18 protein-coding genes and 1 tRNA gene are annotated in these 16,411 nt (G+C 66.1%); 3 read left to right on the top strand and 16 right to left on the bottom strand.

Annotation, left to right across the window (positions count from 1 at the left end; genetic code table 11):
- Window positions 1-43 precede the first annotated feature (43 nt).
- The 5 genes from HPY64_05930 to HPY64_05910 form a co-directional block, all read right to left on the bottom strand.
- The gene (locus HPY64_05930; GenBank protein ID NPV66666.1) at window positions 44-661 is read right to left on the bottom strand and encodes an N-acetyltransferase; all 618 of its coding nucleotides are present in this window, start codon (window positions 659-661) and stop codon (window positions 44-46) included.
- Window positions 662-756: 95 nt separating this feature from the next.
- Window positions 757-1,803 carry a histone deacetylase gene (locus HPY64_05925; GenBank protein ID NPV66665.1) on the bottom strand — a complete coding sequence of 349 codons (1,047 nt, stop codon included), beginning with the start codon at window positions 1,801-1,803 and terminating at the stop codon, window positions 757-759.
- Between the two features lie 112 nt (window positions 1,804-1,915).
- Window positions 1,916-2,815 carry a hypothetical protein gene (locus HPY64_05920; GenBank protein NPV66664.1) on the bottom strand — a complete coding sequence of 300 codons (900 nt, stop codon included), beginning with the start codon at window positions 2,813-2,815 and terminating at the stop codon, window positions 1,916-1,918.
- 66 nt (window positions 2,816-2,881) lie between these two features.
- Entirely contained in the window at window positions 2,882-3,826 is a 945-nt protein-coding gene (locus HPY64_05915; protein NPV66663.1) for a hypothetical protein, read from the bottom strand.
- An 18-nt stretch (window positions 3,827-3,844) separates the two neighbouring features.
- Window positions 3,845-4,135: a hypothetical protein gene (locus HPY64_05910; protein ID NPV66662.1), complete on the bottom strand. Its 291-nt coding sequence runs from the start codon at window positions 4,133-4,135 to the stop codon at window positions 3,845-3,847.
- A 272-nt stretch (window positions 4,136-4,407) separates the two neighbouring features.
- On the opposite strand from HPY64_05910, the gene lepB reads away from it, so the two are divergent.
- On the top strand, window positions 4,408-5,031 hold the full coding sequence (gene lepB, locus HPY64_05905; GenBank protein ID NPV66661.1) for a signal peptidase I: 624 nt from the start codon (window positions 4,408-4,410) through the stop codon (window positions 5,029-5,031).
- Here the strand turns inward: lepB and HPY64_05900 are convergent.
- The 4 genes from HPY64_05900 to HPY64_05885 form a co-directional block, all read right to left on the bottom strand.
- Window positions 4,998-5,615: a class I SAM-dependent methyltransferase gene (locus HPY64_05900; GenBank protein NPV66660.1), complete on the bottom strand. Its 618-nt coding sequence runs from the start codon at window positions 5,613-5,615 to the stop codon at window positions 4,998-5,000. The two genes, lepB and HPY64_05900, sit on opposite strands and share 34 nt — an antisense overlap.
- A gap of 67 nt (window positions 5,616-5,682) precedes the next feature.
- Window positions 5,683-5,754, bottom strand: a tRNA-Gly gene (locus HPY64_05895).
- A gap of 209 nt (window positions 5,755-5,963) precedes the next feature.
- Complete coding sequence (locus tag HPY64_05890) at window positions 5,964-6,722, bottom strand: hypothetical protein (GenBank protein ID NPV66659.1); 759 nt, start codon at window positions 6,720-6,722, stop codon at window positions 5,964-5,966.
- Window positions 6,723-6,734: 12 nt separating this feature from the next.
- Complete coding sequence (locus HPY64_05885) at window positions 6,735-7,325, bottom strand: sigma-70 family RNA polymerase sigma factor (protein ID NPV66658.1); 591 nt, start codon at window positions 7,323-7,325, stop codon at window positions 6,735-6,737.
- A gap of 210 nt (window positions 7,326-7,535) precedes the next feature.
- Between HPY64_05885 and HPY64_05880 the strand changes: the two genes are divergently transcribed.
- On the top strand, window positions 7,536-7,844 hold the full coding sequence (locus HPY64_05880) for a 4a-hydroxytetrahydrobiopterin dehydratase (GenBank protein NPV66657.1): 309 nt from the start codon (window positions 7,536-7,538) through the stop codon (window positions 7,842-7,844).
- Here the strand turns inward: HPY64_05880 and HPY64_05875 are convergent.
- The 7 genes from HPY64_05875 to HPY64_05845 form a co-directional block, all read right to left on the bottom strand.
- Window positions 7,829-8,491: a GAF domain-containing protein gene (locus tag HPY64_05875; protein ID NPV66656.1), complete on the bottom strand. Its 663-nt coding sequence runs from the start codon at window positions 8,489-8,491 to the stop codon at window positions 7,829-7,831. The genes HPY64_05880 and HPY64_05875 overlap by 16 nt on opposite strands.
- A gap of 132 nt (window positions 8,492-8,623) precedes the next feature.
- Complete coding sequence (locus tag HPY64_05870) at window positions 8,624-10,231, bottom strand: amidohydrolase (protein NPV66655.1); 1,608 nt, start codon at window positions 10,229-10,231, stop codon at window positions 8,624-8,626.
- Between the two features lie 7 nt (window positions 10,232-10,238).
- Entirely contained in the window at window positions 10,239-11,333 is a 1,095-nt protein-coding gene (locus HPY64_05865) for an alanine--glyoxylate aminotransferase family protein (protein ID NPV66654.1), read from the bottom strand.
- Window positions 11,334-11,407: 74 nt separating this feature from the next.
- Window positions 11,408-12,742 (bottom strand): zinc ribbon domain-containing protein, encoded by a 1,335-nt coding sequence (locus tag HPY64_05860; protein ID NPV66653.1) that lies wholly within the window; start codon window positions 12,740-12,742, stop codon window positions 11,408-11,410.
- A 118-nt stretch (window positions 12,743-12,860) separates the two neighbouring features.
- On the bottom strand, window positions 12,861-13,595 hold the full coding sequence (locus tag HPY64_05855) for a methyltransferase domain-containing protein (GenBank protein ID NPV66652.1): 735 nt from the start codon (window positions 13,593-13,595) through the stop codon (window positions 12,861-12,863).
- Between the two features lie 40 nt (window positions 13,596-13,635).
- Window positions 13,636-14,031, bottom strand: coding sequence for a thioredoxin (trxA, locus tag HPY64_05850; GenBank protein NPV66651.1), 396 nt, complete (start codon window positions 14,029-14,031; stop codon window positions 13,636-13,638).
- Between the two features lie 477 nt (window positions 14,032-14,508).
- The gene (locus HPY64_05845) at window positions 14,509-14,931 is read right to left on the bottom strand and encodes a hypothetical protein (GenBank protein ID NPV66650.1); all 423 of its coding nucleotides are present in this window, start codon (window positions 14,929-14,931) and stop codon (window positions 14,509-14,511) included.
- 202 nt (window positions 14,932-15,133) lie between these two features.
- Between HPY64_05845 and HPY64_05840 the strand changes: the two genes are divergently transcribed.
- On the top strand, window positions 15,134-16,321 hold the full coding sequence (locus HPY64_05840) for a beta-lactamase family protein (protein NPV66649.1): 1,188 nt from the start codon (window positions 15,134-15,136) through the stop codon (window positions 16,319-16,321).
- The last annotated feature ends 90 nt before the right edge of the window (window positions 16,322-16,411 follow it).

Here is a 16,411-nt window from a genome sequence, read left to right as displayed (position 1 = left end):
AAGCAAGATGCAATGCAGTTAAGATTAGCACAAGGAGACCGGGTTACTCCGGATCGTAGGCGTCGATCTGATCGATCTGGTTGATCACGCGGGCGGGGTTGCCCACAACCACCGCGCCGGGCGGCACATCGCGCGTGACCACCGCCCCCGCGCCGACCAGCGCCTGCGCCCCGATGCGCACGCCGGGCAGCAGTGTGGCATTGGCCCCAATGATCGCCCCGGCTTCTATATGAGCACCCTGCAGACGCTCCTTGACGCCCCGGCTGAGCGGATAGCGGGCATTGGTGATCACGACGCCCGGCCCCAGCCAGCAGCCTTCCTCCAGCACAGTATATTCCGGCACGAACACGCGTGTGTGAATCCGCACTCCGGCGCCGATGGTCACATGGTGCTCGATCACGCTGTGCGTGCCGATGCTAACCCGGTCGCCGATCGTGTTTTCCTCCCGGATCATGACATGATGGCCGGTCTGAAAACCCGCGCCGATGGTGCAACCGGCGTAGATCACGGTGTGCGAGCGGATCACGCAACCGGGGCCGATGACCAGCGGCAACTCGCCGGGTTGGCGACCGCGCGGCGCGCGCCCCAGGATCACAAAGTCATCGATCTGTGCATCCTCTGGCAGGGTCACATTGGGGTAAATGCGGACAAAATCAGCCATCAGGCAGCCCTCAACTGGCAGCGAGCAGCGGCGCTACCTTCAGTGTAACCGCCCTGCCGCTCCCGGTCGAGCAGCCGGCAGGCGGCAGCGCCAGATCACAGCCCGTGCAGACGCCGGACGCGGGCGATCACCCCGTCCGGCGGCGGCAAACGTGCCGCCCGCCGGCGCAGATCTTCCGGCAGGGGCAATGGATCGTTCCCGGCGGGATCGCCCAGCAGGGCTAGGGCCAGATCAAGCACACCCTGTGCCAGCGCCGGCAGGTGATAGCCGCCTTCCAGCACGAAAACGATCCGCCCGCTGCAAAAAGCGTCAGCCATGCGGATCAATTCGCGGGCCAGGTGGTCGTAGCCGCTGAGGGTGAGCAGTTGCCCGCCCAGCGGATCGGCCCAGTGGGCATCGAAGCCGACAGAAACCAGGATCAATTCCGGCGCGAAGCGGCGGGCCAGCGGCCACACCACCTGTTCGAAGATCGCGGCGTAGGCGGCGTCTCCCTGGCCGGGCGGCAACGGCACATTGACCGTCGCCCCGGCCCCGGCGGCGAACCCGATCTCATCCAGGCTGCCAGTGCCGGGGTAAAACGGCCAGCGATGCAGGGACACAAACAACACTTCCGGCTCGCTATAGAAGATGTCCTGGGTGCCGTTGCCGTGATGAACATCATAATCAACGATCAGAACACGCTGCAGACCCCACGTCTGGCGGGCGTGACGGGCTGCCAGCGCCACATTCGCCAGCAGGCAAAAGCCCATGGGCTGGCCGGGTAGAGCGTGGTGACCGGGCGGGCGCATGGCCACCAACGCGTTATCCGCCCTGCCACCGAGCACAGCATCTACCGCCTGGATCGCCGCCCCGGCGGAAAGCCGCGCCGCCAGGTTGGTCCCCGGGACGATATAGGTGTCCGCGTCGTAGAACAGTGGCCGTCGTTCCCGCTCAACCTGCGCCAGCAGGTCCAGCACCTCCGGTGTATGGACGGTCAGGAGTTGCTCATCAGTGGCGGGGAGGGGCTGGCGGATGTCCAGACGGGCCAGTGCGCCGGATTCTTCCAGCAGGCGGGCGATGGCCTGGCGGCGGCCGGCATATTCAACATGGTCGGGCCAGGTGTGGGTGTCGGTGCGCGGGTCGATGAAGCATGCGGTAGTCATGGCCGGGCCTCATGGTCGCAGATGGTGGTTGATGATTGCTGATCATTGTGGCAGAAGCGCCAGCGCCCTGCAAACGCCACCCGCGACCGCCCTGAGGATGGCAGCGGGAAGATCAGCTGCGGCTTACCCGCCAGACCACCAGGCGGAACAGCCCGATCAGCAGGACGACCTGCGCGGCCAGCGCCAGCCCGGTGAGCAGCGCCACCGGCGCCAGCGCGGTAGCCGGGGTGATCAGAATCAGCCACAGGGCCGGTTGCGCGGCGGCGCTGAGCGCTAGCAGACCAGACGCCGGGACTTCCGGCGACGCGATCAGCCCCAGCCCCAGCGCGCCCAGAACGATCCACCCCAGCGACAATACGACGCGCAGGCCGATGGCCCCGGCGTAGGCCGTCCCGCGGCTCGCTGTCAGGCTGGAGGCCAGCACGCCGATCACGATGTTGGTCACAAAGTCCAGCACCGTGGTCAGCAGCAGCATGGCAAAGGCCAGGCCGTAAGCCAGCGGCAGCGCCTCACTCCCGCCTGCCAGAACCGGCATCGCTGGCCAGACCGGCACGCCGTTGACGCTCACCGTTGTGGAGAGGAAGACCGTAGCGGCGAACAGGCCCGTCATCAGGAAGGAGGCCGCCTGACCGCTCAACAACAGGGCCAGCAGCGGGGACAGGCGGTACAGCACCGCGCTGATCTTGGCCAGCACGATCTCGGTGTCACTGTAGGGGGTTGTGCGCAGCAATTCCCAGGTGCCCGCCACCCGTTCACGGTTGATCAGCAATGCGCCCCATAGCAACGGGATCAGGCTCAGGGCGACCTGTAGCAGCGACCACGGCCACCCGCCACACGAACAGGAGCATGGCATCAATCCCAGCCCCAGTGCGGCCAGCAGCGCCATCTTGACATTCAGGTTGCCATCCTGGCCCAGGAACAAAGGCAACGCCTGTAATTCCCGGCGGACGAGCGGGTTTTCCAACCGCGCCCAGGCGGGCAGCGCAAGGCGATCTAGCAGGGAGCGGATCATGGGCGGCATCCGACAGCAAGCAGCAAACAGGGCCGTGCAGCCCCGTTGTACCACAGATCGGCTTTTTCAGGCGCGGCCTGCCTGCCGGATGACTGCGCCAGCCATCAGCAGGACGAGCAGCGCCTGCAGGCCGAGCATGACCAGCGCCGCCAGCGCCGCCGCCCCTTGCCAGTCCAGCAGACCGGCAAGCGGCCAGCCGAATACCCCGCCGACCATCCCCGCGCCGAGCAGAGAGAGCGGATCGATGGGCACGCCGGCCCAGGCACTGAACATCCCTATCCCGGCCAGCAGGATCAGCCCGGCGACCAGGGCACGCAGCGCCAACCCGACGGCCAGGGCCTTCTCCTGACGTGCCGTCAGCAACGAGGCCAGCAACCCCGCCAGGATGCTGAGCGCGTAATCCAGGGGAACGGCGACCAGGGCGACAACGACCACGATCACCCCGGCGGCAAGCGTAGCGGGCAGACCCTCCGGCGTGATGGCGGCCATGCGCGTATATGTCCCGGCCAGCGTGCGATGCCCGCCAGCCCCCAGAAAGCTGCACAGGAACAGCCCGGCGGTCAGAAAGGAGGCGACCTGCCCGGCCAGCAGGAGCATAAGCAGCGGGCGCAGGTGGCGGGCCACCGCGCATGCCTTGGCCAGGGCCAGCTCACCCGGCGAAAAAGGCGTCAGGCGCAGGGTATCCCAGGTCCCGGCGGCTCGCTCCCGGCTGATCGCCGGCGCGGCGAAGAGTAGCGGCAGCCAGCTCAACGGCAGCAGCACCAGATGCAACGGCAGGCTGCCGGTCAGCAGGGCGCAGGGGAACAGCAGCATCAGCAGCAGGGTCAGTACACTGCGCAGATCGCGCCCTGGCCACCGCATCAGGCGGGGCAGGCGATCCAGTTCGCGCTCGACGATCGGGTGATCGGGCGCGGTCCAGCCCGGCAGGCGTAGGCGCGTCTGCCGCTGATCAGGCTGCGATCGGCCCGGCGGAAAACGTTCAACCGGAGAAGTGCCGGAAAAATCAGTCATGGCGCGGCGTTCAGGTGATCAGCGCCGGGCAGTCGAGGGACGGGCGGGCTTGCGGGCGCTCCGGCGCTGGCTGGTTGTGCGGCCATTGCTGCGAGCGCTGTTGCCCCGCCCGGAGGCGGTTTTGCGCCGGGCGCTACTCCTGGCGGAGGTGGCTTTGCTCCCGCCGGTAGAGGTTTTGCGCCGGGAACGACGGCGGCGACTTTCCGCCTCGGCGCGCTCACGTTCCAGCTTCTGGCGCAGGTAGAGGGCAAAGCCGACCCCGCCGGCCAGCAGTGCAATATTGACGGTAGTGGTCATCAGGTCGGTCATGGCCCTTCTCCTGCTCCACAAGGTCTTGATCAAGAATAGCACAAAAGTTCTAATTCTGCCAGGCCGGATCTTCTGCACCTGACTCGTGCTGCCTGACTCTTTTTCCGTCAGTCACCCGGCTCAGGGACAGGGCCTGTCCGCACTCGTTCCGACCAATTTGGTTGGCGACCGCGCCCGGTTACACTATAATAGCCCGCTGTTATGGTACTGGAAAAGGTAGCCGAAAAACGAGGCGAATGGTGACAGGTGCTGTTAGTGCGGATAGTGAAGAGATGACCACCGGTATGTTCCCCCGACCGCAAACAGTCGGAGACATGGAAGCCGCCACGCCGCTCCTCCCCCGACCGCGTGTGCGCAGCCAGTCCTTCTGGCGCGATCTGCGCGACACGCTAGCGATGGTTGTGATCATCTACACACTGGTGAACCTGCTGGCCCCGCGCTACATTGTGGAAGGCTCCAGCATGCAGCCCAACTTTGAAACCGGCGAGTGGATCATCGTCATCCGCCTGCCGTACCTGCTGGGCGCGCCCCAGCGCGGCGATGTCGTCGTCCTGGATTTTGCGGAGCCGCAGGAAGACCTGATCAAGCGCGTGATCGGGTTGCCTGGCGAGACGGTCGAGATCCGCGATGGGCTGGTCTACATCAACGGCCAGCCGCTTGAAGAGCCATACATCAGCGCCGCGCCGCGCTATACCGGTGAGCCGATCGTGCTTGGCCCGGACGAATACTACGTCCTGGGCGACAACCGCAACAACAGCCGTGACTCGCACTCTTTCGGCGCGGTCACCCGCGACCACATCATGGGTCGCGCCTGGCTGATTTACTGGCCGCCGCAGCGGTGGGGCATCGTCCCCCAGCAGAGCTATGACCTGCCGGCTTCGCAACCAGCTGGCTGAGCCGCCTTGCTGGCCACCAGCATGATGTAATACGGGGCGCTGGTGGTATCCACCCGGATCTGCGCGCCTGCCTGACGGCCGATCAGCGCTTCCAGCGCCGCCGCGTTGAAGAAGCGGCTGCGCATCAGCAACAGCTTTTCCCCCAGCGCTACCAGCCTGACCGGCCAGCGGGCGATATTGGGCTCCAGGATCACCAGCCGCCCGCCCGGCGCCAGGACACGCCACAACTCGCTGGCAGCTTCCGCGTGGCGATAGAAGTGGTGAAAGGCGTCCACGACCAGGATGCGGGCGAACGCCCCCGCCGGGAAGGGCAGGGCTTCAGCGTGGCCTAGCGTCGGATGCAGGCCGCCTTTCTCCCGCGCCTGTCGCAACATCGCCCCGGAGGCATCGGTAACCACCACGCCGCCGACGCGGTCCAGCAGGCTGGCGGAAATGCGACCTGTGCCCCCGCCAGCGTCCAGCAGCCAGCCGTCGGCAGGCAGGTCCAGTGCATCCAGCATGGTGACGGCAGGTTCCCCGCCAGCGAAGAGACGGTCATAGAACGGGGCGGCAAAGCGAAAATGGTCGAACCAGGGTCGGGCCATACACGCCTCCGGTCAGCTGGAGCAGTCGGCTGATAGCAAAAACCCCGGCCATTCGACCGGGGTTCTGAGCGGGCTACGGGATTCGAACCCGTGACCTTCTCCTTGGCAAGGAGACGTTCTACCACTGAACCAAGCCCGCCTGTTCAACTGGCCATAGTATAGCGCCGCCTGCAAAACTGGTCAAGAGCAATTTTGGGCGCTGCCCGCTGAAGGTACACCAAGTGCCCGCTATCGATCTGCCGGACTGAGGGGAAAAGAGGCCAGGGAGTAAGCGCTGAGGTTGCTTGCCTCTGCTCTCTTATCTCCCGGCCGCCTGGCCTCCTACAGGCCTGCCGGTCTCCCATCCTCCTAGGTGTCGCGGTTGATCGGCACGGCGAAGACACGCGGGCCAGTGGGCCGGTCGGCATAGGGGCTGCCGCCCGCCGGCTCCAGCGAGGCACCCACGCTGAGTAGCACGTCAAGCGATTCATCCTCACGCAGGGGCACGCTGACATAGGTCATCCCTTCCGGCGCGGGCTGAAACAGGCCGCCGCTGCGCACCTCACCATCCCGCCGCCGCACCCACAGCTGGAAGATCTGATCGGTGCTGAGCGACGGCAGAGCGCTGACGGCGATCACAGCGCGCCGCCCATCGCGATCGGCGATCAGTTCGCCATAGACGGCGGCGCTCACCTCTCCAGCCACCAGCGGGAAGCGCAGCGAGTCGCCCTCGGCTTCCAGCGTGGCATATACCTGCGCGGGTGGGAGCGCCCCGCCGGTGCGCAGGGCTACGATCAGGCCAAGCGTCACGATCAGCAGGGCTGCCGCGGCGGAGATCAGGCGCAGCAGCGTGGTTGTCCGGCGGGAGGTTGCAGAACGCGGTGCGGCTTCGCCCCGGCGGGCGGCCAGGCGGCGGCGCAGATCATCCTGCAGGCCCGCCGGGGCAGGGCGCGCCGGGACAGCGAAGACCAGTCCCGCAGCCACAGTCTCGTATTCCGCCAGCAGGCGACGCGCCTCCGGATCAGCAGCCAGGCGGGCTTCTACCGCGGCGCGTTCAGCGGGGTCCAGAGCGCCCAGCGCGTAGGCTGGCAGCAGGGCTTCAAGTGGTTCTTCGGTCGGTGTGCTCATCATCACCATAGTTTACGCATCAAAGTCGTCAACTGGATTGCCGGAGGGCGGTTCCGCTCCAAACCAGGCCGCACGCAGCTTGCGCATGCCCAGCCGGATGCGCGTCTTGATCGTCCCCAGCGGTACGCCCAGGCGCTCGGCAATTTCGCCGTGCGAGAGGCCGTAGAAGTAAGCCAGGGCGATGGCTTCCCGTTGTTCTTCCGGTAGCCCGGCCAGCGCATCGAACAGCGTATGGCGCAGTTCGCCCTGTTCATCGGATTGCCCGAATTGCTCCCACAGATAAGGATGCTCATCCAGCGAAAAAGTCTCAAGCTGGGCCGGTTCACGGCGCTGGCGCTGGCGCAGGATGTCGATGGCCCGGCGGCGGGTGATAGTCAGCAGCCAGGGCAGGAAGGCCCCGCGGGCCGGGTCGTAGGTATGGCCATGCTCCCACAGCCGCAGGAAGGTATCCTGGGTGACTTCCTCGGCCAGCATTTGCTCATGCAGGACGCGGTAAGCCACGGCATATACCGCTGCGACGTAACGCTCATGCAGGGCCAGCAGCGCCGCTTCGCTGCCCGTCTGGAGGCGCCTGAGCAGATCAATGTCAGAAAGATTGTCCATAACATCCGCTTTGCCGCCGCTTCAAAGACGCGCTAACCGGAACTGTACCGCAGGGAGGGGGCTTCTGGCAATCCGGTAAAGGAGGCCGGAAGGCCAGGACATCAGGAGGCGGGGAGAGTGTAGAATAGGGGTGACACCAGCCAGTACCGTCGCCAGCGGTGCAATGCCAGCGGCGGAACAGATGACCGCCACCAGCGCAGGAGCATCCCGATGAGCCACCAACGTGAACCACTGAGCGAAGCCGAGATCGCCGGGCGTCTGGCAGCGCTGCCCGGTTGGGAACGGGAAGGGGGGATCATCCGCAAGACGTTTGAGATGAGCAGCTACATTGCCGGGGCCGCCTTTGCCGCGGCCATCGCCACCCTGTGCGAAGGCTTCGACCACCATCCGGAACAACTGTGTATCGGCTGGAAACGGGTGGAGGTCAGCTTCACCACCCATAGCGCCGGGAACCGCCTGACCGCCCTGGACTTCGCCGTCGCGACGGCGATTGAGGCGCTGCCCTACCGCAAACCCTGAGCACCGCCTTCTGGCTCCAGACCGTAATCCGGCGGCTCCAGCAGTTCCGCTTCCCGCGTGGCCTGCTCGATGTTTGCCAGCGCTTCCCCGGCGAAGCGGCAGAACAGCGCCAGCAGGGCCTGATCCAGTGCGTCAAACGGATCGTCTTCCGGGCGGTTGAGCACTTCTACCACGCCCAGGATATGCCCGTTGCCGATCAGCGGGGCAGCGGCGATGGACTTGGTCTGGAAATGGGTGAGCTGATCAATGCGGGCGGAAAAGCGCGGGTCCACCCGGACATCGGGTACGATACATGGCTTGCCCTCGGCGGCGACCCAGCCGGCGATGCCTTCGCCCGGCTGCAGGCGCGTGCCAGTCAGGTCCCGCGCCACCCCGTAGACAATGACAAATTCCAGCTCGCCGGTCTCCGGGTCCAGCAGCAACAGGGAACCATCCGGGGCGCTAAGCAGGTCCAGCGTCAACCGTCCGATCTCATCCAGCAGGCGGAGCAGGTCAGCGTGGGAGTGATAGGCGGCCTCAGCCTGGCTCAGCGCCTGCAGCGCCTGAACGAACTGGCGCAGGTTGTAAAGCTCGTTCTGCAGGCGTTCATTCTCCTCCCGCAGACGGGCGATCTCCGCCTGCAGAACCTGGGTGGGGTTGCTGGTCATCGGCGGGCCTCTCTGTGTGTACCGTTTTGTTCAGTGTAGCATACAAAACGGCGTCACAGGGCAGAAAACCAGGGGGGAAACAGACCCGCGCCTGCCCCCCTGGTCGTGTGGTTGTGCCTGTCCGCATGCTCTTTACCCGAAGGCCCGGTGCCGCCAGACGCCGCCGACCATCGTCCCCAGCACCTCGCTGGCCGGGATTTCCTCCGCTGGCACGGCGAACCAGTCGCGGTCGAGCACGATCAGATCGGCCAGGCAGCCGGGCGCCAGCCGGCCCAGCCGGTCTTCCAGGCCCGCGGCGTAAGCTGGCCCCTGTGTGAAGCCCAGCAATGTTTCCGGCAGGGTCAGGCCGCCCTCCGGGCGCCAGCCGCCCGGCCCCGGCGATCCATCCAGACGGCGGCGCGCCACTGCCGCGTAGATGCCCAGCCGTGGGTTAAACGGCTCAACCGGCGCGTCCGAGCCAAAGGCCATGACCACGCCCTGAGATTGCTGCAGGCGCAGGTTATAGGCCCACTCGCCCCGCGCGCCCCAGTAACGGTCAACCATCTGGTAATCGCTGGTGGCGTGGATCGGCTGCATGGAGGCAATCAGACCCAGTTCAGCCAGCCGCGTCCGGTCGTCCGGGTGGATGATCTGGACGTGCTCAATGCGGTGGCGGCGGGCGGCGCGGGGGATGCCCTGTTCAGCTTCCTGGCGGCGGGCCATCTCGTAGACGTCCAGCACGTCGTGCACGGCGCGGTCGCCGATGGCGTGGATCGTCGAGGGCAGGCCGTGCGCGCTGGCTTTGAGCACGCGTTCGGCCATCGTCTCCTTATCGGTGACAATGATGCCCCGGTTGGCTGGCTCGCCCTCATACGGCGCGATCATGGCTGCCGTGCGCGGGCCGAGCGCACCATCAGCGAAGATCTTTTGCCCGCCGATGCGAATCCAGTCGTCGCCGAAGCCCCAGCGGATGCCTGCCTCGTAGAGGTGCTCGATCCATGTATCGTTGACGTTCTTGACCACGCGCAGGCCCAGTTCCCCGCGCTCCCGCAGACGCTGCAGGGCGGCCAGGCAAGCCGGGCCATCGAAGTCGTGGATGCCGGTCAGACCGGTGCGCCATAGCAACGCCTGCGCCTGGGCCATCCAGTCGGCCAGCGTGTCCAGCGGTGGGCGCGGGATCAGCCGGGCGACGCAATCCATCGCCGGGTCCTCCAGCAGGATACCGGTCGGATTACCCGCCGCATCGCGGAGGAAGCTACCACCAGCCGGGTCGGGCGTCCCGGCGGTGATCCCGGCCAGGCGTAGCGCCACGCTGTTGACCCAGGCGGCATGGCCGCTTTTGGCCTTGAGGTAGACGGGATTGCGCGGCGCGACGGCATCCAGGTCCGCAGCGGTGGGGAAGGTGCGATCCGGCCACACGTCTTGCACCCAGCCGCGCCCGCTGATCCATTCGCCGGGCGGGGTACGGTCAGCCCTGTCCTTCACCCGGCGCAGGGCTTCTTCTTTCGTCGGCACTTCGAACAGATTGACCTCCTGCAGTGAGCAGGAGAGCCACTCAAAGTGCAGGTGGGCATCGGTCAGGCCGGGCAGGACATCCCGCCCACCCAGGTCATCGACGGTTGTCCCCGGCCCGGCCAGGCTCCGCAGGGAGTCGTCCCCGACGGCGACGATGCGCTCGCCGATGAGGGCGAGCGCACTGACCAGTGGACGGGCGGGATCGAGGGTGCGGATGCGCCCGTTAAGCAGGATGCGGTCGATCATGAGGGCCTCACATACCCAGGAATTCGTCCAGCGCGGCAAACAGTTCTTCCATGTGTTCGGCCTGGAGGTCGCCCATATGGGCGATGCGGAACGTCTCGTTCTTGATCTTGCCGTAGCCGCTGCCCACCATCATCTTGCGGGCGGAGAGGAAGGCTTTCATTGCAGCGAAGTCAATCCCGCGGGTGTTCTTGATGGTGGTGACGGTCGGGCTGTGATAGCCTTCCGCGCTGAACAGCTCAAAGCCGCGGCTGACAGCCCACTCGCGGGTACGGGCGGCCAGGGCGCGGTGGCGATCGTAGCGGGCGGTGTAGCCTTCCGCTTCGATGTCCCTGAACTGGCGCTCAGCAGCGAACATCAGGCTGATCGGCGGTGTGGCCGGGGTGTTGTTCTTGAGGTGATGCTGTTCCAGCGTCAGGACGTCAAAGTAGTAGCCGCGGAAGGGAATTTCGCTGGCCCGCACCAGCAGGCGGTCGCTGACCGCGCCGAAGGCGATCCCCGGCGGCAGGGCAAACGCTTTCTGCGAGGAAGCCAGGGCCAGGTCGATGCCCCATTTCTCGGCTTCGATCTCCGTCCCCAGCCAGCAGGACACCGCATCAACCAGCAGCAGCGTGTCCGGGTAATGGCGGACGACCTCGGCAATCTCCGGCAGCGGGCCGAGCACGCCGGTGCTCGTCTCGTTATAGGTGACGGCCACGGCGTCGTAGTGCCTGGCGCGGAGCCGTTCAGCGACCATCTCCGCGGTGACGGCCTGCCCCCAGGGGACTTCAATCACGTCGACCTGCTTACCGTTGGCCTTGCTGACCTCGGCCCAGCGCTCGCTAAAGGCGCCGTTGACCAGGTGCAGAATCGGCTGATCATCGCGGACGGCGCAACGGCTGGCGCTCTCCCAGATGCCGGAGCCGGACGAGGTATAGATGTAGACACGGTGGGCAGGCCCCCCGCCAAAGGAACGCATCAGCGGCCCCTGTAGCCGGGCATAGAGATCAGCGAAGGCCTTGCCCCGGTGGCCGATCATCCAGGCAGTCTGCGCTTCCAGAATCTCGCGCCGCACTTCCACAGGGCCAGGATTGTAAAGGCGCTCGTGATCGCGTTGGGTAGTCATACTTGCCTGTCTCCTTGAGCTGGTCAGCAAACAGGGCCGGGTGGCCAGAACAGGCCAGGGCCGTTATTGAGGGTTCACTCGGCGCGCTGGAGCGAGTCGCAACGGGCATCGCCCAGTACCGCGCCAACTTCCAGATTCCAGCGGGAATCCAGCGCCGCCCCGCGCCAGATCTCATACGCCACCGGACACTCGTAGGTGGTGTCACTCTCCGCCACGCGGAAGATCAAGATATACTGTTCGCTCCGTCCGGCCTCGCGTTCGCAGCCCAGGCTGACCTGGTTGGCGCAGGCCAGGGTCAGCTGCGGCCAGTATGGCTCCTCCAGCCGCTGCCCACCAGCGGTGGCCGCCCGCCGGTAAGTCCACCGGTTGATCGTAAAGTAGCACTTATCGTCGTAAACTGGCTCGCTGCGGTAGCGGGTCTGGCAGCGCTGCTCCATGCGGAAGGTGCCATCGCCGTTGTCCACGCGCACCGTCGAACACTCTTCGCCGTCCGGCACCTGGCGGTAATCGCGTACCTCCTGGCGGCGGCTGATGCTGTATGCGCCGGCGGGCAGCGAATTGCACCAGGCCGAGTCACTAACCGCGGCGTACTCCTCGATGCGAATCTCGCGCGCCCAGCGATGGCCGATCAGCGTCACCGACGTATCTCTGGTGATCAGCAATGAGGCCGCGATCCCACCGCAGATAACCACCGCCAGTACAATCAAGGCGATCGGCAACCAGGCGGGCGTCCGCCGGGCGGCATCCGGCTTACGGACTCCGACGCGGGTCATTTCCGCCTCGAACTTCTCCTTGACCACATCGCGGGAGCCGCTGGAGGCAAACTTCTCGCCCTCGGCGCGGGTTTGCGCCTCCAGTGTTTTGGCGCGGGCGGCGGCGGTCAGCGGCGCGCCGCAATTGCCACAGAATTCGGCTTTGCCGCTGTTGAGCGCGTCGCAGGAGGGGCAGATCAGGTCCGCGCCAACATACTCGTGGTCTTCCACAGCGACCATCGCGTCTTCCGCCGGGTAGTAGCGCGAGTCCGGGTTCTGGGCCGCGCCGCAATTGGGGCAAAAGCGGTGGGTCAGGCCGAGCAGGCCGGTTGTTCCGCAGTACTGGCAATCCCATAACATCTGGTAGGTGCCAGCGTCGTAGACACGGCTGCCATCGGCTTCGGTGCGGAGCGGGGCGCGCCGTTCGACCGCCCGGCGGCGTTGCTGCAGGCGGGTCAGCAGATCGCCGCCCGGAGTCGGGCCGGGTTGCCGGTCATCTTCCGCGGCCTGCTGACCGGTAGCCTGTTCCATAGCGGCGAGCGTCTCCAGCAGGCGGGCGGCATCGGGATGATCGATGGTCTGCAGGATGGCCCGCGCTTCAGCATAACGCCCGCTGGCGATCAGCTCCTGAACGCGCTGTAACTGCTCCTGGGACATCGCTACTGGCGCCTTCCTAGCAGGGTGCTTCTATTCAACCGGCACGCCCCAAGTGTACACCGATCAGGCAAAGCTGGCAGCTTGTAGCACTGACCTGCAGCAACAGCCTGCCGCTTTTTCACAGTTTTTCCACCACCAGCAGGTGACTCAGCCCCAGCACACGCAGAGGCGTCTTTTCCAGCGCGTAGAGGATGCCGCGCAGCAGACGGCCAGCCGCCCCGGCGCGGGCGATGATGTTGTCGTAGCCGCCAAAGATGCGCGTATAGTGCACGATCCGAACCGGCTGGCCCGCCAGCAGGCACAGCAGGGAACGCCGGGTGTAGGTCCGCACGTGGGGCGCCAGGCGATTGCGCCACCGATCGGGCAGATAGTTGATCAGCGGCGTGTTGCCGAAGTGGTACTGGCCGCGCCAGTAGTGACCGTGTTGCTCGACCGGGTACCAGCGGTTGGGGCAGAAGATCACGATCCGCCCGCCGGGGCGGCAGACGCGCACCATCTCGGCCACCGTCGCCCGGTCATCGGCCACATGCTCGATCACCTCGTTGGCGATCACGACGTCGAAGGTGTTCGCTGCGTAAGGCATCGCCTCTCCGGCGGCGATCAGGGCGTGTGGCGTGGTGGCGCGTGCCTGAGCCACACGGGCGAATTCCACGTCAAAAGCCTCGACTTCAGCGTTGAAGCGGCGACGGTACTGGGCCGTGTACATACCCAGCCCGCAGCCTACTTCCAGCACCCGGCGACCGGTCAGGGGGGCGTGGCGGTTGATCAGGGCCAGCCGCCGTTCCTGACCGGCTCGCCAGACGTAACTCGGCTCGCCACGGGCGGCGGCCAGCGGCGCGGAGCCGGATGGCATGATGGGAGAGTAGCTCACCCGCGACTCCTGCCAGGGCGCTCTATACCTGCAGCGCGATCAGTTGCTGGATCACGTCACGCAGGGCTGCTTCTGGAGCAGCCCCGGCGGATTGGCCGAGGATCTTGCCATTCTTGACGAACATCAGCGTCGGGATGCTGCGGATGTTGAATTGTCCGGCCAGCTCAGGGTTGGCGTCGACATCCACTTTGGCGATGCGCACCTTGCCGGCGTATTCTTTGGCCAGTTTGTCCAGGATGGGCGCAACCATCTTACAGGGCTGGCACCAGTCCGCCCAGAAGTCAACGATCACCGGGATCGGGCTTTTGAGCACCTTCTCCACAAAGGTCTCCGCCGTGACATGAACGGGTTTGTCATTCGCGGCGGGCGGCGCGGGCGGTTCCTCCACCCCGGCGGGGACGGGCACCAGCGCCAGCATCTGCTCGACGATGCCGATCACATCAGTGTTCCAGGGCCGGTTGCGGCGGATGCGCTCCTCGCCCCCGTACCAGCCGACCAGGATCGGGTGCTGGCCCAGGCCAAAGCGTTCCACCAGCGCCGGGTCGTGGCGGGCGTCAACGATGTAGGCGCGCATCCGCCGCCCGTACTTATCCGCCGCGTCTTTGAGGGCGATCTCAGTGTCGCGGCGGGGCGGGCGATCATGCCAGACCAGCAGCAACACCGGCACCGGCGCTTTCAATTCCGCTTCCACAGCGGCCAGAGTCGTCAGGACAGGAAGTTCCACGGGGTTCATTGCATGCTCCGTTTTTATGGCGTTTCACCGGGTATACCGCTATTCAAACAGAGGCCTATCTTACCGCATTGGCGGGGAAATTGCCCGATCGCGACGCACTCAGGAGAAGGGGCGAGCTGCCTGTTTGTGGCGGGGAAATGGGAGGAAGATAGGGGGGCAGGCTCAGTCGATCCCGACTTCTTCAGCGCGCTCGCGCAGGCGCAGATAGATCTCGATCACGATGAAGCTGAGCGCCAGGAAGAAGGCGACTGCCCCGTTGAGCACGCGCGGGATTTGCAGCCAGGCGCAGACCACCGCAAACAACCCGCACCATATCCCCTGCCGCAGGATCACCCCGCCCGGCGGGATGGCGTACGGCTTCGGCGTCAGGCGGATGTTCAGCGTGCGGGCAATGGGGATAGCCGTACCGGTCACGGCGGTGAAAAGGAGGATGAAGAACAGCCAGCGTGGAAAGGCCAGCGGCAGCGTGTTCATCACCAGCAGGTACAGGCCAATCCACCCCACCAGGATCATGATCACGGCGGCGGCCAGCACACCCTGATGGTCGGTGGGAATTTCCCGGCGTGGGGATGATGATGAATCCATGGGGAGCAGCTATCCTCAATCCAACCGGTCACCACTGCGATTATAGCCGGGGCCAGCCGTGCCCTGCAATCGAGACCTGCGGGCAACCCCAACACGATTGATGGGCAGGAGGAGCAGCCCTCTGACCTGCTTTCTCTTGCCCCTAGCCTCCTGGCCTTCCTTTCTCTGGCCCGGCTGCCGGCTTCGGGGTATCATCCAGCCTATGACCACCGACGCTCGTCAGATCCTGAATGACACCCTGGCCGCCGGGCTGGATGCTGCCGCACCCGCTATCGTCCTGGCTGTCTATCACCGCGGCCAGCTCGTCTATGAGCGTGCCTGCGGCTACCTGGATCCGGAAACTGCTCGCCAGCCGACCCGATCTGATACCCTCTTTGACCTGGCCTCGGTGACCAAGCTGTTCACCACCACGGCCTTCCTGATGCTGCTGGCGGAGGGTCGCGTCGCGCTTGAGGGGCGGGTTGCTGACGTGATCCCAGAGTTGACCCGCTATGGCCCACGCCCGATTGAAGGCGGCCAGAACCCCCACACCTTGGAACGCTTGCCGGCTGAACACCCCACCGATCGGCGCGTCGATCCCGGCGCAATCACGTTCTTCCACCTGCTGACCCACACCTCCGGCCTGGCTCCCTGGCGCGACCTGTTCCTGAACGTCGGGCCAACACCGCCCCCGCCCGGCCAGCCTGACCCGCTTCCCCATCGGGCGCGGCTGGAGAAAGCGCTTGATCTGATCGCCGGGTATCCCTTTGTGGACGAGCCGGGCCGGACGGTCAACTACAGCGACCTGGGCCTGATCCTGCTGGGGGAGGCCGTCCGGCGGCTGGACGGCGCGGAGACGCTGGCGGAGACCATCGCCGCGCGGGTGACCGGCCCGCTGGGCCTGACCCAGACTACCTTTAACCCCCTTGATACTGCCCGCTGCGCACCGACGGAGTTCGATGCCCGCTGGCGCGGGCGACGTTGCCAGGGCGAGGTACATGATGAGAACGCCGCCAGCCTGGGCGGGATCGCCGGACATGCCGGGCTGTTCAGTACAGCGGCGGAGCTGGCCCGCTTTGGCCAGCAGTGGCTGGACGCCGTCCGTGGGCGCGCCCCGGACTGGCTGCCGCCCGCCATCGCCCGGCAGGCGACGCGCCGCCAGGCCGGGGACCGCGGCCTGGGCTGGACGATCCGCCCGCAGCCGTGCGGCGAATGTTCTGCCGGGGAGCGTTTCAGCCCGGCCAGCTTCGGCCACACCGGCTTCACCGGTACATCGTTATGGATCGATCCGGAGCGTGAGCTGGTGGCCGCGCTGCTGACCAACCGTGTCTACCATGGCCGCGACCCGGCGGCGATCACCGCCTTCCGCCCGCGCGTCCATGACGCCCTATGCGCCTGGCTGGACTCATGAAGCGGCTGGCTTCCGGTCGCTGACAACCCGGCGCTCGCCGTTGCTGGCGCTCGCGCCGCCCTGCTATACTCGCGGTGAATCTGCTGGAGA

It is taken from the genome of Anaerolineae bacterium (assembly GCA_013178165.1).
Taxonomy (GTDB): domain Bacteria; phylum Chloroflexota; class Anaerolineae; order Aggregatilineales; family Ch27; genus Ch27.
Note: the sequence above shows the minus strand (reverse complement) of the source record. Positions and strands in the feature narration are given on the sequence as shown.

Coding starts and splice junctions, on each gene's coding strand:
- HPY64_05930 (NPV66666.1), bottom strand. CDS start 661: ATGGCTGATTTTGTCCGCATTTACCCCAATGTGACCCTGCCAGAGGAT.
- HPY64_05925 (NPV66665.1), bottom strand. CDS start 1,803: ATGACTACCGCATGCTTCATCGACCCGCGCACCGACACCCACACCTGG.
- HPY64_05920 (NPV66664.1), bottom strand. CDS start 2,815: ATGATCCGCTCCCTGCTAGATCGCCTTGCGCTGCCCGCCTGGGCGCGG.
- HPY64_05915 (NPV66663.1), bottom strand. CDS start 3,826: ATGACTGATTTTTCCGGCACTTCTCCGGTTGAACGTTTTCCGCCGGGC.
- HPY64_05910 (NPV66662.1), bottom strand. CDS start 4,135: ATGACCGACCTGATGACCACTACCGTCAATATTGCACTGCTGGCCGGC.
- lepB (NPV66661.1), top strand. CDS start 4,408: ATGACCACCGGTATGTTCCCCCGACCGCAAACAGTCGGAGACATGGAA.
- HPY64_05900 (NPV66660.1), bottom strand. CDS start 5,615: ATGGCCCGACCCTGGTTCGACCATTTTCGCTTTGCCGCCCCGTTCTAT.
- HPY64_05890 (NPV66659.1), bottom strand. CDS start 6,722: ATGAGCACACCGACCGAAGAACCACTTGAAGCCCTGCTGCCAGCCTAC.
- HPY64_05885 (NPV66658.1), bottom strand. CDS start 7,325: ATGGACAATCTTTCTGACATTGATCTGCTCAGGCGCCTCCAGACGGGC.
- HPY64_05880 (NPV66657.1), top strand. CDS start 7,536: ATGAGCCACCAACGTGAACCACTGAGCGAAGCCGAGATCGCCGGGCGT.
- HPY64_05875 (NPV66656.1), bottom strand. CDS start 8,491: ATGACCAGCAACCCCACCCAGGTTCTGCAGGCGGAGATCGCCCGTCTG.
- HPY64_05870 (NPV66655.1), bottom strand. CDS start 10,231: ATGATCGACCGCATCCTGCTTAACGGGCGCATCCGCACCCTCGATCCC.
- HPY64_05865 (NPV66654.1), bottom strand. CDS start 11,333: ATGACTACCCAACGCGATCACGAGCGCCTTTACAATCCTGGCCCTGTG.
- HPY64_05860 (NPV66653.1), bottom strand. CDS start 12,742: ATGTCCCAGGAGCAGTTACAGCGCGTTCAGGAGCTGATCGCCAGCGGG.
- HPY64_05855 (NPV66652.1), bottom strand. CDS start 13,595: ATGCCATCCGGCTCCGCGCCGCTGGCCGCCGCCCGTGGCGAGCCGAGT.
- trxA (NPV66651.1), bottom strand. CDS start 14,031: ATGCTGGCGCTGGTGCCCGTCCCCGCCGGGGTGGAGGAACCGCCCGCG.
- HPY64_05845 (NPV66650.1), bottom strand. CDS start 14,931: ATGGATTCATCATCATCCCCACGCCGGGAAATTCCCACCGACCATCAG.
- HPY64_05840 (NPV66649.1), top strand. CDS start 15,134: ATGACCACCGACGCTCGTCAGATCCTGAATGACACCCTGGCCGCCGGG.